Genomic DNA, 13606 nt, shown 5'->3' on the forward strand with positions numbered 1-13606 from the left:
CTTGTTAACGCGGTATGCTGTGGGGTTGTTCGTGGTTAACCCCGGGAGCGAGTGCATTGTCCGAACCCCTCGAAGCATGGATCGCCCAGCACGGCGAGACGGTCATCTGGGCTGATTTCCCGCGCGAGGCATTGGAAGCCGGCGAGCGGCTGCTGCGTGCGCAGGCCGTGCTCGACTCCAGCCCCGGCGGCCAGGGGTTCTTTGCGCGCGTGCAGGCTGACCGCCGCCATGTCCATTCCGTTGACTGCCGCGTGCATCCGCTGCCCTCACCAAAACCCGTAACCACTTATTGCACGTGCGCGGCGGGTGGTGGCTGCGAGCACGCGGTGGCGGCACTGCTGTTCTACCTGGGGCGCAAGACACCCGCCGGGCTGGTGAAGGCCAATCCGGCCGTGCACCAGTGGTTGAGCGAGCTGGACCGCTTAAGCGAAGACGCGGGTTCGAACGGCACCGAGCGGCGTACCGAGTGTTTGGTCTATCTGCTGGATGATGATGGCGCGGGTCGAGTGACGGTCACACCGCGCCGGGCCCGCCCCCGTCGACGCGGTGGCTATGGCCGATTGATGGCGTTCCAGGGGCTACGCCGAGCCCCCGCGGGTTTGCTAGGGGCCGATGATCGCCGGCTGCTGAGATTGTTGCCCGAAGCGGGGCAAGCGATCTTACCTGAGGACCTCAACTTTCTTTTGACCGCTCTAGCGGAAACGGGCCGGGCTCACTGGCAGCGGACGGAGACCCCGGCGCTGTCTGCCTCAGGGCCGCGCGACGGGGCATTTGTCTGGCGGGTTGAGTCGGACGGAAGCCAGCGGCTGGTGCCGGTGGCCGGAGACGGCTTACAGGCTTACCCGGCCCTGCCACCGATCTGGCTGGACACGACGACAGGCGAATTCGGGACGATCGAGACGGGTGTGTCCATGGCGTTGGTGGCGCGCTTGCAGTCTGGCCCCGCCGTGGCGCCGGCGGACGTGCCGGCCATGGCTGATGGGCTGGTCCAACGTGGGCTGCCCGTGCCAGCGCCTCGCGTACCCAGTCGACGACGAATTGATGACATCGCGCCGGCCCCGTGTCTGCGGCTGACGCGGCTCAACGGCGGAGCGCATGCCGTACGGGTTGATGCCGGCGAGCCCGTGGCGGAAGTCGGCTTTGACTACGCCGGGCATCTTGTGGCCGCTGACGACCCGGCGGAAACGCTCTGCGTGTATGAGCACGGTGAGCTTCTCGAATATCGTCGGGATTCGCGCGCCGAATCCTCGGCCATCGGCCAGCTTGAAGTAGCAGGCCTTGAGCGAGCGGGGTGCATGGCCGGTGATCGATTCATGCCGGGTCACGTCGGCGGCTGGCGGCCCTTCGTTGCTGAGACGCTGCCCCGACTTCGCGAGGCGGGGTGGCGTGTCACCACTGAACCCGCGTTTCCGTGGCGGTTAGCCGAGGTCGCGCTCTGGCAAGCGGATGCCCGGCGCGATAAAGACCAGCCGGGCTGGTTCACCTTTGATCTGTCCGTCGAGGTGGAGGGCGAGCGCCATGCCCTGCTCCCGCTTTTGCTGGCGATTATTCGTGAAAATCCTGAAGCCATGTCAACGCGTCATCTGGATGCCATTGATCCGGCGTCCAGCCTGCTGGTGGATCTGGGTGACGGGCGCTTGATTCCCGTGCCAGCGGATCGGCTGGTTCCCCTGCTGCGGGGGCTGACTGAGCTCTACGATCCCGCTCTGCGTTTGGACCAGGGCCGGCTGCGTCTCCCACTGGGCCGCGCGAATGCCCTCGACCGTCTCGCGGAGAGCGCAGGGCGCGCCCTCCATTGGCAAGGTGATCAGGACCTGCGAGCGCTGGGTCGAACACTGGGGTCCATGGGAGCGCATACCGACGTCACGATCCCCAATGGACTGCGCGGTGAGCTGCGTCCGTATCAGCGCGATGGCCTGGCCTGGTTACAGCAACTCGCGCAGGTCGAGTTAGGTGGTGTGCTGGCGGATGACATGGGCCTTGGCAAGACGCTCCAGGTGCTGGCCCACCTGCAGCTCGAAAAGGAAGCGGGGCGTGCCCGGGCGCCCAGCCTGGTCGTTGTGCCCACCAGTCTGATGTTCAATTGGGCTCGGGAGGCGGAAAAATTCACGCCTGGGCTTCGGGTGTTGCGCCTTCACGGTCCGCATCGTCATGCCGAATACGATCGGTTGGGTCACTATGATTTGGTGCTGACGACCTACAGCCTGTTGGTGCGCGACATCGCACGACTCCATGGGCAGCCATGGCATCTGCTGGTGCTCGATGAGGCGCAGGCGGTTAAAAATCCGCGTGCCCAGGCCGCGCGGGCCGTTCGTACCCTCGAGGCGCGCCAGCGTCTCAGCCTCACCGGCACCCCGCTCGAGAATCATCTCGGCGAACTTTGGGCCCAGTTTGATTTTGTCGCACCGGGGCTGCTGGGCAACGCCTCGGCCTTTAAGCGCACCTACCGCCGACCGATTGAGCAGGACCGTGATGAAAGCCGATTGACCGCATTGCGGGAGCGCGTCGGGCCCTTTCTCCTGCGCCGCACCAAGCAAGCCATCGCCCGTGACCTGCCCCCCAAAACCGAGATCTCACTGTATGCCGAGCTGGTCGGCGGGCAGCGCGATCTTTATGAACAGCTGCGCCTTGGCCAGCAGGCGCGCGTCCGTGAGGCGCTTGCCGAACAGGGTCATCCCCAGAGTCGTGTGCTGATCCTGGACGCGTTGCTCAAGCTCCGGGAAGCCTGCTGTGATCCCCGGCTAGTGGCTGGCGCCCCCGAGAGCGCCCGAGCGTCTGCCAAGCTTGAGTTGTTACTGGAGCTGGTGGATGACCTGATGCAGGCAGGCCGACGCGTGATCGTGTTCTCTCAGTTCACCCGCATGCTCACGATTATCGAGCAGGGATTGAACGAGCGCGGCCATGCTTGGACAAAACTGACGGGTGAAACTCGGGATCGGGAGGCCGCCGTCGCCCGTTTCCAATTTGGTGACGTGCCCATCTTCCTGGTGAGCCTGAAAGCCGGGGGCACCGGGCTCAACTTAACGGCAGCGGATACCGTCATCCACTACGATCCCTGGTGGAACCCGGCTGTCACCCGTCAGGCGACTGACCGGGCGCACCGGATTGGGCAGGACCAGCCGGTGTTCGTCTACCACCTGCTCACGCGGGATACTGTGGAAGACCGGATCATGGCCCTGCAAAGGGACAAGGCTGAACTCGGCGAGCGTCTTTTGGGTGATGCCGCCGAGGCTTCTGCGGCGCGCCTCGATCCGGAAACCGTGACCGCGCTATTCGGGCCGCTTGCTGACGACGCGCCGGCCGAGCAGGCCTGACCAGAGCGCATGGGTCCCGGTGCGCAGCATCCGCGCCGCCCGTCCATCGATAATGGCGAGCCCCACGAACAGGATTCCCATACCGGCGAAGGCCGTCGGCCCCAGTCGCTCTCCCAGAAAGAGGGCCCCGAGGCTGATGGCCGAGACGGGCACGATAAAGGTGACCAGCGACATGTTCGTGGCGCCGGCTGAGGCCAGGAGTCGGAAATACAGTAGGAAGGCAAACGCGGTGCATATCAGCGACAGGCCCAACAGCGCAGTCCAGCCGCTGAGGCCAGGAGACAACGTCCAGGGGTGATCCACCAGGATAGCCACGGGCAGTAGCCACACCGTCGCAGCGGTCAGCATGTAGGCGGCGTTCACCAAGGCCGAGGTGGCGCCGAAACGCCGGCCGTAGTGCACGGCAAATCCGTAGGAAATCGTCGCGCCCAGCACAGACAGCTGACCGAGGCTGTAGGGGTCAAGCTCACGAAGAAGATCCGGGCCCATCAGCACCGCGACGCCCAGGAAGCCCAACCCCACACCGATGGCCTTGCCAGCGGTCATACGCTCGTCGCTGCGGATGAGCAGGCCAACCAGCACCGCCCAGATAGGAGTCATGGCATTGATGATCGAGGCCAGACCACTGGGTATCTGGGTCTGTCCCCAGACGATCAAGGAAAACGGTATGGCGTTACTGATGGCACCCAGCAGCAGGTAGCGCCGGGCGATCGTCGCGGAAAAGGGCAACGGCTCTCCGCGAATACGCGCAATCACAAGCAGCGCGGCAGCCGCCATGGAGACACGGCCCAGGACCACGGTAAAGGGCGGTAGTGTCTGCAGCGCAACTTCAAAAAAGAAAAAAGACCCACCCCAGACGGTGGACAGGATAATCAGCAACAACCAGTCTCGGGCGATCATGGCGGGGGAGCCTAAACCCTCTTCAAGCGAATTGGTATGCTTGCGCGATGGATGAAGACAACCTGCCACTCGAGACGCGGCTCAACACCGAAACCGGACGTATCACCTGGGGTGAGCTTGAGCGCCACTTCGCGCGTGGCGTGGTGGTGCGTGTACAGCCCGAACTGGACCTGGTCGAGGTGGCCGCTGCCTTTGTGCGCGACGACGAGCCCGCGGTCATGGCCTGGATGACCGCGCGACAGGTGTGGCGGGCCAGCGCAGAGGATGCCCGCGACTGGCATGATCGCGACCCGGCGCTCTGGGCGGTGGTGGCCGCACCCTGGGTGCTGGTGCAGGAGCCCGCCTCGGCGCCTAGCGCCTGAGCCGATCGCCGAAACGCGCTTCAGCCTTCTCCAGTTTGGGCATGATCACCATCTGGCAGTAGGGTGCCGATGCGTTGTGGCGATAGTAATCCTGGTGGTAATCCTCGCCGGGGTAGAAGGCCTCCAGGGGCTGGACCTGGGTGACGATGGGATCGGTGTAAGCGCCTTCGCGGGTGAGCCGCTCGATCACGGCATTCGCGGTCGCCAGCTGGTCTTCATCTTCCCAGAGGATGATGGAGCGATACTGCGGGCCGATGTCCGCGCCCTGACGGTCAGCGGTGGTCGGGTCGTGGATCGTGAAAAACACATTCAGTAACGTTTCGAAGTCAATCACCGACGGGTCATAGTCAATTCGTACCACCTCGGCATGGCCGGTCCTGCCGGTGGTGACGCTGCGGTAATGCGGGTTGTCCGTCTGCCCGCCGGCATAGCCGGACGTGACTTGGTTGACCCCGTTCAGGCGCTGATAAACGGCCTCGAGGCACCAGAAACAGCCCCCACCGAGTGTTGCGGTTGCCATGATGATCTCCTATTCGGGGTTGCTGAAGGCCTGGCCGTGGCCTTCTAAATGGGTCTGGTGATCCTGTTTGAGCGCCCACTCCACCGTGGGGAAGGCCAGCTCATCCCAGGGCAGTTCGTCGTAGTGAAAGAGCCCGACTGCCTGAGACTCCGGGCCGGCAGACACGGACGGGTCGGTTAACACGGCGCGATAGATCAGCTGGACCTGATGGATCTGCGCCAGGCTGTAGACAGCCAGTAGCCCGGTTAGTCGCATTCGCGCCCGGGCTTCCTCCCAGGCCTCCCGCATGGCGCCGTCCTCAGCGGTTTCGTTCAGTTCCATGTAACCGGCGGGTAGAGTCCAGTATCCAATACGCGGCGGGATAGCTCGCCGGCATAACAGAATGCGCTCATCCTCAGCGCGGGCGACGACACCGACCACAATGCGGGGGTTTTCGTAAGCGATGAACCCGCAGTCAGGGCAGGTCAGTCGCTCACGATCGTCACCCTCGGGGATGCGATAGATCCGGGGGCCGGTGCTCTCGCCCTCGAGGTCAGTCATGATGGGATCTCTGATAAAAAATGATGTCTGTACTTTACCAGAGGCACGGGTGGGTCATGCCACCGGCGGAGTGTCACAATTCAGACCATTGAGCTTGCTTTTATCTTGTTACATGGGAGCCCGACGCCATGGCGGACATCGCTTTTGACTCGCTGACACGCTGGTATGGCGAGTCACCCCGGCGCCAGGTCCTCAACGGGGTCTCCGGCCACATTCGTGGCGGCGAATTCGTGGTGGTTGTTGGCCGCAGTGGCTCGGGTAAGTCCACGCTGCTCAATCTCCTCGGCGGACTGGATCTGCCGAGTCAGGGCACCGTGCGTGTCGATGGCACCGATATCGCCACGTTGAAGGATGCCGAACTCACCGCGCTGCGGCGCGCTCGAATGGGCTTTGTTTTTCAGGCCTATAACCTCATCCCCACATTGAGCGTTGCGGATAATTTGCGCCTGCCGCTCAGCTTGAACGGGCTGGCTGAGGGTGACCGGATCGATAAGTGGCTCGAGCGGGTTGGGCTCTCGGATCGCGCAGACGCCTGGCCCGACACGTTGTCGGGTGGCGAGCAACAGCGGGTGGCCATTGCCCGGGCGCTGATCCACGACCCCGCGTTTATCTTCGCCGATGAGCCCACCGGTAATCTGGACCTTGAAAATGCTGAGCGCATCGTCGGGTTGCTTGATGGTCTGTGCCGTGAGGCGGGCCGGACGCTCATCATGGTGACCCATGCCCACGAGGTGGTTGGCCTGGCTGATCAACTCTTGACCATCCGTGACGGCCGTCTGGTCGAGGCTGACGCCGGCACCTCAACCGGAGCGACGCCTTGAATCGATTGCTTGGCCGTATCGGGCGAAGTGACTTGCGGCGGCATCCGGTGCAGACCGGACTTGCCGTTGTCGGTGTCGCGATCGCCGTGGCAGTGGTCGTCGCCGTGGATCTGGCGAACCACTCTGCCCGTGAGGCGATGCGCGTCTCGTTGGCATCGGTGACGGGTGCGGCAACGCATCAGGTAGTCAGCGGCCCGGATGGCCTGGATGAGCGGGTCTACACCCGTTTGCGCACCGAGCTGGGATTCCATGCCGCTGCGCCGGTGATCGAGGGCGGCGCGCGCCTGGCTGAGGCGGACACGCGCCGATCACTGACGCTGCTGGGGCTGGACGCCTTTGCCGAAGGCCCGTTTCAGCGGCCGTTGGGCGGCACAGCGGGTCTGGGGGAGGCGTTTAACGAACTCTTGCTGGGCGAGCGTGCGATCGCGCTCGGGTCGGGAGAGGCAGAGCGGCTTGGGGTCACTGCCGGGGATGCGCTTGCCGTGCAGGTCGCCGGTCGCCGGGTGAGCCTGGAGATTGTCAGCGTCGTGGACGACCCCCAGGACCAGGCCCGCGGCCTGATCCTGGCGGATATCGCCACAGCCCAGACCTTACTCGACCGGCACGGCCGCATTGATCGTATCGATCTGGTGGCGGATGAGGCGGCGGTGGCGCGGCTGAAAGCCGAACTTGGCAGTGGCGCCCGGATTGTCCCGGCTGCGGCCAGCGCCCAATCGGTACTGGAAATGAGCCGGGCCTTTCAGATTAACCTGACCGCGCTCTCGCTACTGGCCGTCGTGGTTGGCGCATTCCTGGTCTTTAACACCCTCTCGTTCCTGGCGGTTCGCCGGCGCGCCACCATCGGTGTGCTGCGGGCCATGGGCGTTCAGCGTGGCGAGATTTTGCGCCAGGTGCTCGGAGATGCCCTGCTGATCGGTAGCGTGGGTACTGTGATCGGACTGGCCCTCGGCTTCGGGCTTGCACATGCGCTGGTCGGCCTGGTGCTCCAGACCGTCAATGACGTGTATTTCTCCCGAGCGGCAGGCGATCTGGAGCTGTCTACCCTGTCGCTGGTGGCCGGCATCGTGGTGGGCGTGGGTGGCGCTGTGATCGCGGCCCTCGCGCCGGCACGCGAAGCGGCGGCAACACCGCCCCGGGCCGCGCTCTCACGCTCGGATCTTGAGCAACGCGCGCATAGCCTTGCCCGTCAGGCCACCCCGGCGGGCATCATTGTGCTGGTCATCGGAAGCGCGCTGATTGCCGGAAGCAGCGGGCTGGTGGTGGCCTTTGCGGGCCTGTTCGCCATCATCCTGGGTGCAGCGCTGCTTGCGCCGCGGTTCATGCTTTGGCTCACGGCGCTGCTGCGCCCGCTGGTTCGGGGTCGACCCTTGGCGGGGCTGGTGGTTGAAGGGGCCGCGGCGTCGCTCAGTCGGACCGGGGTGGCCGTGGCCGCCCTCAGTGTCGCGGTGGCCGCGGTGATCGGCGTCTCGATCATGATCGAGAGTTTTCGTACGAGTGTCATTGACTGGCTTCAGGGGTCACTGGCCGCCGACTATTACGTGACCGCGCCGGTGGCGATGGATGACGGCACAGCGGATACCGTGGCCGGTCTCTCCGGGGTCGCCTTTGTCTCGCGCTCACGCTTTGAGACGGTGCAAACCGCTGATGGTCCCATCGAGATCTGGGCACTGGGTCTGCCGAATCAACGTGAGCCTGAACTGGATCTGCTCGCTGGCGAGCCAGCGGCCGCGTATGCGGCTTTGGCCGAGGACGATGCGGTACTGATCAGCGAGCCGTTCGCGGCCCGCCGAGACCTTGAGGTGGGCGACACACTCGCTCTACCCGTCGCTGATGACGCCTCTCCGTTTGAGGTGGCGGGCATTTATCGCGATTACGGCTCGCCCACGGGTGTGGTCCTCATGCGCCGACCGCTGTATCGAGCGCTGTTTGATGATGAGGGCCTCTCGGGAATCGGTGTGCATGTGGATCCCTCGGCAAACGCGGCCGCCAGCCCGGACTGGCAACCGGTCATCGAGCGGGCGACCGCGGATGTGCCCGGAGCGCGTGTGACCGATAACGCCGCGGTGTTTGAGCAGTCGCTGGCCATTTTTGATCGGACGTTCGCCATCACAGAGGTCCTGCGCTGGTTGGCGGGGTTGGTGGCCTTTGTTGGCGTGGTCAGTGCGCTGATGGCGTTGCATTTGGATCGCCAGCGTGAGTTTGCCGTCATGCGGGCGATCGGGTTTGAGCGCCGTGGCCTTGGGTTCGTTGTGGGCGGTCAAAGTGGGTTACTCGGACTAGCCGCTGGTTTGTGGGCGATTCCGCTCGGCCTCGCGTTGGCGGGCTTGCTGGTATTTGTGATCAACCGCCGGGCGTTTGGCTGGACCATGGGGTTTGAGCTCAGCGCCCTGCCGCTGGTCGAGGGTGTTTTGCTGGCCGTGGGTGCCTCATTGCTGGCGGCCTTGCATCCGGCCTGGCGGGCCGCGCGCCAGGGGATTGCCCGTGGGCTGAAGGGGGAATGATGCGACGTTTGGATCCCACGCCTGTTGTGCTCGGTGCGCTGGTGGTGGCGGCCATCGCGATTGGTTGGCTGCGTTTTGGCGGACCGAGTAACGAACCCGTTTCGGGGGCCGAGGGGCTGGCCGAGGCCATGGGGCCCAGTGAGGATGCGGAGGCCTTTGCCCGCGTCACCGGGCCACGGCCTCTGCAGTTTCCCGAAGATCACGGGGCGCATCCGGATTACCGGACCGAATGGTGGTACTTCACCGGCAATCTGACGGGGGAGGATGGGCGAGCGTACGGGTTTCAGATCACGCTCTTTCGCTCGGCACTGGGGCCATCCGCCCCGCCGCGTGACTCAGATTGGGCGACCCGTCAGGCCTGGATGGGGCATTTCGCCATCACCGACATTGAGGCGGGTGAGCACCGGGCAACGGAGCGCTACCAGCGCGGTGCGCTGGGTCTCGCAGGTGCCGAGGTTCGCCCTGTACGGGTGTGGATGGATGACTGGGAGATCGCAAGCGACACGGACGAGCAACTTTTCCCGCTGCGGATTCGCGCCAGTGATTCGGCAGCGGGCATCGCCCTCGATCTCGCGATCGAGGCGGAAAAGGGCCATGTCCTGCAAGGCGATCAGGGCTACAGCCGCAAAGGAGAAGCGCCGGGCAACGCGTCGCGCTACTACTCGTTCACCCGGCTGGCTGCTGAGGGTGAAGTTGAATTTGACGGCCGTCAGTCAGACGTCTCGGGTAGCGCTTGGCTGGATCGGGAATGGAGCACCAGCGCGCTCGATGCCGGCCAGGCGGGGTGGGACTGGTTTGCGCTGCAACTGGAGGATGGCCGCGACGTTATGGTTTATCGTCTGCGCCGTAACGACGGCCGCACCGACCGTCACTCGGCGGGCATCGTGGTTGACGCTGAAGGCAACGCGCAGGTCTTGAGCGCCGAGGATTTCACGTTGACACCCCAGCGCGACTGGCAGAGCGGGATAACCGGTTCACGCTATCCGGTGGCCTGGTCGCTCGAGCTACCGGCAGAGGACCTCAGTTTAACTATCGAGGCCCGTGTCGATGCCCAGGAAATGCCGACGACCGTGCGCTACTGGGAAGGCGCCGTTGGCGTCACGGGCAGTGCAGAAGGCGTCGGCTATCTGGAGATGACCGGCTACTAGGCCGTCAGTTGGTCTCGTCTTCCCAGGCCTCCTCGACTTCCACCGTGCCTTCCTCAAGCGCGGCAATCATCGCTTCGACCTCGTTATCCTGGGCTGCTGAGCGCAGCGCATCCCGAAAGACCAGCAACATGCTCACCCCGCTGGTCTCTACATCGAACACGCGCCAGCGATTATCGCGTCGATGCAGCTGAATGCGCAGCGTGGTGCGCTCGAGCTGCGGGCTGCTGATCTGCGCTGAAATAACCGCGCGGTCATCTTTTTGCGAAACCGTTCGCAAGTCGATCTCACCGTTTTCAGCGAAGTCTTCTGCCTCCGAGGCGTAGCTTTCCAGTGAGCTGGTGTAGAGGTTTGCTACCCGGGTTTCCAGCGCACGGGTGAAACGCTTGATTTCCTCGTCACTGGCCTGGCGCGCGACACGGCCCATCGTAAATCGGGCCATCAGATCGGTGTCCAGCCAGGGAAGGACCTGCTCGTCAAAAAATGCCCGCCCGGCGTCCTCGTCGTCTGTCAGGCGGTCAATGTCTTCGGCGAGCACGTCCAGTGCGTTACTCACAACCTGCGAAACCACGGCCTCCGGGTCTTCATTGTCGACCGACTGTTTATCGGCGGCACCAGCTACCGAGAATCCGAGCATGAGTGCGAGCAGCGCCACAGCGCGAACCGCGTTATGAATGGATAGCATGGCCGTCCTCCAGGAGTGCACTTAAATAGTTTAGCCGCAGCCGAGAGATCCGGATACGCTCGGCTAGCCCCGCGTCGGGATCAGGCAGCACGTGCAGCAGGTCTTCATGAAAAAAGACCCCGAAGCTGTCGATATAGTGCAAATGCCGGTTGCGATCGAAGATCAGGTTGTCCCGCCCGTAGAGATCGATGACCCGTCGATCATTTTGATACCAGGCCTCAGCCTGGCAAACGAAGGAGGCCAGGGCCTCGCGCAGGCGGGGCGACTGGGCCAGCAATGGCGCAATCTGCTCGCCATGGATCGGGTTGGCCATATCAAACCAGCGCCGGATATTCGGCGCCATCGCTACCACACTGACCTGCCCATCGATCAGCGTCCGGGCAAAAACCGTCTGCGGGACGATGTCACCCAGCGCCGCTCGCAGCGTTTCATGTTCGCGTTTCAGGACACGGACCTCAGCCGCGTTGACCGCCTGACGGGGCACTTTAATGACCATGTCCATCGTCTGGGCGCGCCCCTCATGCCAGAGGGTGCCGCCACTGCGCCAGACCGCGCAGTGATAGCCGTCATCAGAGACGAGGGTAGCTGGCATGTGCTCCGTGCGCAGGCAGGCAATGCGGCGATCGATCCGATCATTTTCGCGTGCCATGGCGCTAGACTGCCAGGGCCGGGCGGCGCAGTTGCCACCACAACGCGATGACCGAGGCAGTCGCCACCAGCGCAGCCGCGGCCATGACCAGGGTCATGGTCAGCAGCGGGCCGACGCTTACCAGTCCAACCCCGACGGCGCTCAGCGCGCCGAGGCCGAACTGCGCCACCCCGAACAGGGCAGATGCTGCCCCGGCATGACGCGGATGCCGGTCAAGCAGCCCAGAGACGGTATTGGCCGCGATGATGCCCACTGTCCCCAGTGCGACAAAAAGCGCGGGTGTGATCAGCCATTGCTCGGTAATGCCCGCAAGCGCCATGACCAGCATGGACACACTGGCTGTTGCCATGACCAACACACCTGCTGTCAGCATGATTTGTTGACCAAAATGCATGACAAGGCGGCTGTTGACCAGGTTGCCAATCAGTAGGCCAATGACGTTCAACGCGAAAAAATAGCCGAAGTTCGACTCAGCTACGCCAAAAACCCGGGTGTAGACGAAGGGGCTGCCCGCCACGTAGGCAAACAGGGCGGCGAAGGCCATGCCGCCCGCGCCGAGGTAGGCGAGGGCCGCCCGGTCTCGAAGGATGGGGAGATACCCGGCAAACAAATGCCGCAGTGCCGTGCGCGGGCGCCGCTCGGCGGGGTGGGTCTCTGGCAGGGCCATGAGCAGCATGACCAGACAGATTACCGCAAAGGCGACCAGCGCCCAGAAATTGGCACGCCAACCCAGCGCGGTGGTGAGCCAGCCGCCGACGACGGGCGCAATCAGCGGCGCCAGCGTCATCACCAGAATCACAAAAGACATGACCTGAGCCGCTCGTCGCCCCGCATACACATCTCGCACGATGGCGCGCGCGATGACTGGGCCGGCCGCGGCACCGAAGCCTTGTAGCAGACGCCCGGCGAGCAACCACTCAATACTGGGTGCGAGGGCACACAGCAGACCCGCCGCCAGATAAATGAGGGATCCGGCGAGCAGCGGATACCGCCGCCCGAATCGATCCGCCAGCGGGCCATACAACAGCTGCCCTCCCGCAAGCCCAACAAAAAAGAGGCTCAGGCTTTGCTGAACCAAGCCGGCACTCACGCCGAAGTCGGCCTCCATGGCCGGCATGCCCGGGAGGTAGAGGTCGATCGACAGCGGCGCAAACGCCGTGAACACCCCGAGCATGATAATCATGAGGGTGCCATCCGGATGGGCGCGATAGCGTTGGTTAAACAAAAGAAATCCCTATACTTGAGGTTGATGAGAGTTCATTCCCTTTCAGGAGTTCATGTTCGTGGCAAGACCGCGCCCTTTGCCTGAGCCGGCCCCCGACTGGTCGGCGGACGAGCTAGCCGCGGCCCTGAGGGCTGTGGCGCCGGTGGCCGTTCTGACCGGCGCTGGGGTTTCTACGGGCTCGGGTATCCCGGATTATCGGGATCACCAGGGCGCGTGGAAGCGCCGAGCGCCCATGCAACTCTCCGAGTTTACGGGCAGCGAGCGCGGCCGTCAGCGGTATTGGGCGCGGAGTCTGGTGGGTTGGCGGACGGTTGAGACCGCCCAACCCAATCCGGCTCATCGCGAAATCGCGGCGCTGGAGGCGCGCGGGCTGGTCGGGCCGGTCATTACCCAGAACGTCGATGGACTGCATCAGGCCGCCGGCAGCCGTTCAGTGCTCGATTTGCATGGCCGTCTCGATCGTGTGGAATGTCTTGATTGCGGGCAGGTCGTTCCGCGTGCCGAGCATCAGGCCCGGCTGGAAGCGGCTAATCCGGGCTGGGCGGCATCCGCGCGCCAGGTAGCCACCGCCCCAGATGGTGACGCGGATTTGCTGGATGCGGATTACAGCCATTTTGCGGTGCCGGGATGCCACGCCTGCGGGGGGCTGCTCAAGCCCGCCGTGGTGTTTTTTGGCGAGACGGTGCCCTCGGCGCGGGTCGAGCAGGCTTTTGAGGCGGTGGCCGGCGCGGGGGCTTTGCTCGTCGTGGGTTCCTCCCTCATGGTGTGGTCCGGCTATCGATTTGTCCGGGCCGCTGCGGCGGCCAGGCAGCCCGTGTACGTACTGGGCCTGGGTGTAACCCGCGGCGATGCCGAGGCGGATGGTCGATTGACGGCAGATTGCGGCGAGGGCCTGGCAGCACTGCGACACGCGCTGGATCAATCTCGCGGGAGAATTTGAGTGT

12 protein-coding genes are annotated in these 13606 nt (G+C 64.3%); 6 read left to right on the top strand and 6 right to left on the bottom strand.

Going from position 1 to position 13606, the window contains the following annotated elements; all coding sequences use genetic code 11:
- The first annotated feature begins 56 nt into the window (after positions 1-56).
- Entirely contained in the window at positions 57-3314 is a 3258-nt protein-coding gene (locus tag SPISAL_RS01795; protein ID WP_016352764.1) for a DEAD/DEAH box helicase, read from the top strand.
- Here SPISAL_RS01795 and SPISAL_RS01800 read toward each other — a convergent pair.
- Positions 3270-4214: a DMT family transporter gene (locus SPISAL_RS01800; protein WP_016352765.1), complete on the bottom strand. Its 945-nt coding sequence runs from the start codon at positions 4212-4214 to the stop codon at positions 3270-3272. The two genes, SPISAL_RS01795 and SPISAL_RS01800, sit on opposite strands and share 45 nt — an antisense overlap.
- A 47-nt stretch (positions 4215-4261) precedes the next feature.
- Here SPISAL_RS01800 and SPISAL_RS01805 point away from each other — a divergent pair, with 47 nt between their 5' ends.
- Positions 4262-4576: a DUF2288 domain-containing protein gene (locus tag SPISAL_RS01805; protein ID WP_016352766.1), complete on the top strand. Its 315-nt coding sequence runs from the start codon at positions 4262-4264 to the stop codon at positions 4574-4576.
- Here the strand turns inward: SPISAL_RS01805 and msrA are convergent.
- The gene (gene msrA, locus SPISAL_RS01810; RefSeq protein WP_016352767.1) at positions 4566-5096 is read right to left on the bottom strand and encodes a peptide-methionine (S)-S-oxide reductase MsrA; all 531 of its coding nucleotides are present in this window, start codon (positions 5094-5096) and stop codon (positions 4566-4568) included. The two genes, SPISAL_RS01805 and msrA, sit on opposite strands and share 11 nt — an antisense overlap.
- Positions 5097-5105: 9 nt before the next feature.
- The gene (locus tag SPISAL_RS01815; RefSeq protein WP_016352768.1) at positions 5106-5636 is read right to left on the bottom strand and encodes an NUDIX hydrolase; all 531 of its coding nucleotides are present in this window, start codon (positions 5634-5636) and stop codon (positions 5106-5108) included.
- A gap of 128 nt (positions 5637-5764) precedes the next feature.
- On the opposite strand from SPISAL_RS01815, the gene SPISAL_RS01820 reads away from it, so the two are divergent.
- From SPISAL_RS01820 to SPISAL_RS01830, 3 genes are read left to right on the top strand one after another with little or no spacing between them, the layout of a single operon-like run.
- Positions 5765-6457 (top strand): ABC transporter ATP-binding protein, encoded by a 693-nt coding sequence (locus SPISAL_RS01820; RefSeq protein ID WP_016352769.1) that lies wholly within the window; start codon positions 5765-5767, stop codon positions 6455-6457.
- Positions 6454-8958 (top strand): FtsX-like permease family protein, encoded by a 2505-nt coding sequence (locus SPISAL_RS01825; protein ID WP_016352770.1) that lies wholly within the window; start codon positions 6454-6456, stop codon positions 8956-8958. The genes SPISAL_RS01820 and SPISAL_RS01825 overlap by 4 nt, the downstream gene beginning before the upstream one ends.
- Positions 8955-10106 carry a lipocalin-like domain-containing protein gene (locus tag SPISAL_RS01830; protein ID WP_016352771.1) on the top strand — a complete coding sequence of 384 codons (1152 nt, stop codon included), beginning with the start codon at positions 8955-8957 and terminating at the stop codon, positions 10104-10106. The genes SPISAL_RS01825 and SPISAL_RS01830 overlap by 4 nt, the downstream gene beginning before the upstream one ends.
- A gap of 4 nt (positions 10107-10110) precedes the next feature.
- Here the strand turns inward: SPISAL_RS01830 and SPISAL_RS01835 are convergent, their stop codons facing one another.
- The 3 genes from SPISAL_RS01835 to SPISAL_RS01845 are packed head-to-tail and all read right to left on the bottom strand — an operon-like array spanning position 10111 to position 12662.
- Positions 10111-10788 carry an MlaC/ttg2D family ABC transporter substrate-binding protein gene (locus SPISAL_RS01835; protein WP_016352772.1) on the bottom strand — a complete coding sequence of 226 codons (678 nt, stop codon included), beginning with the start codon at positions 10786-10788 and terminating at the stop codon, positions 10111-10113.
- Positions 10772-11437 (bottom strand): hypothetical protein, encoded by a 666-nt coding sequence (locus tag SPISAL_RS01840; RefSeq protein WP_016352773.1) that lies wholly within the window; start codon positions 11435-11437, stop codon positions 10772-10774. The genes SPISAL_RS01835 and SPISAL_RS01840 overlap by 17 nt, the downstream gene beginning before the upstream one ends.
- A gap of 4 nt (positions 11438-11441) precedes the next feature.
- The gene (locus tag SPISAL_RS01845) at positions 11442-12662 is read right to left on the bottom strand and encodes a Bcr/CflA family multidrug efflux MFS transporter (RefSeq protein ID WP_016352774.1); all 1221 of its coding nucleotides are present in this window, start codon (positions 12660-12662) and stop codon (positions 11442-11444) included.
- 52 nt (positions 12663-12714) lie between these two features.
- Here SPISAL_RS01845 and SPISAL_RS01850 point away from each other — a divergent pair, with 52 nt between their 5' ends.
- Positions 12715-13602: an NAD-dependent protein deacetylase gene (locus tag SPISAL_RS01850; protein WP_016352775.1), complete on the top strand. Its 888-nt coding sequence runs from the start codon at positions 12715-12717 to the stop codon at positions 13600-13602.
- The last annotated feature ends 4 nt before the right edge of the window (positions 13603-13606 follow it).

Source organism: Spiribacter salinus M19-40, from assembly GCF_000319575.2.
Lineage (GTDB): Bacteria > Pseudomonadota > Gammaproteobacteria > Nitrococcales > Nitrococcaceae > Spiribacter > Spiribacter salinus.

Excerpts from the sequence above, each read along its gene's own strand:
- SPISAL_RS01800 (WP_016352765.1), bottom strand. The coding sequence starts at position 4,214 with ATGATCGCCCGAGACTGGTTGTTGCTGATTATCCTGTCCACCGTCTGG.
- SPISAL_RS01805 (WP_016352766.1), top strand. The coding sequence starts at position 4,262 with ATGGATGAAGACAACCTGCCACTCGAGACGCGGCTCAACACCGAAACC.
- msrA (WP_016352767.1), bottom strand. The coding sequence starts at position 5,096 with ATGGCAACCGCAACACTCGGTGGGGGCTGTTTCTGGTGCCTCGAGGCC.
- SPISAL_RS01815 (WP_016352768.1), bottom strand. The coding sequence starts at position 5,636 with ATGACTGACCTCGAGGGCGAGAGCACCGGCCCCCGGATCTATCGCATC.
- SPISAL_RS01820 (WP_016352769.1), top strand. The coding sequence starts at position 5,765 with ATGGCGGACATCGCTTTTGACTCGCTGACACGCTGGTATGGCGAGTCA.
- SPISAL_RS01830 (WP_016352771.1), top strand. The coding sequence starts at position 8,955 with ATGATGCGACGTTTGGATCCCACGCCTGTTGTGCTCGGTGCGCTGGTG.
- SPISAL_RS01835 (WP_016352772.1), bottom strand. The coding sequence starts at position 10,788 with ATGCTATCCATTCATAACGCGGTTCGCGCTGTGGCGCTGCTCGCACTC.
- SPISAL_RS01840 (WP_016352773.1), bottom strand. The coding sequence starts at position 11,437 with ATGGCACGCGAAAATGATCGGATCGATCGCCGCATTGCCTGCCTGCGC.
- SPISAL_RS01850 (WP_016352775.1), top strand. The coding sequence starts at position 12,715 with ATGTTCGTGGCAAGACCGCGCCCTTTGCCTGAGCCGGCCCCCGACTGG.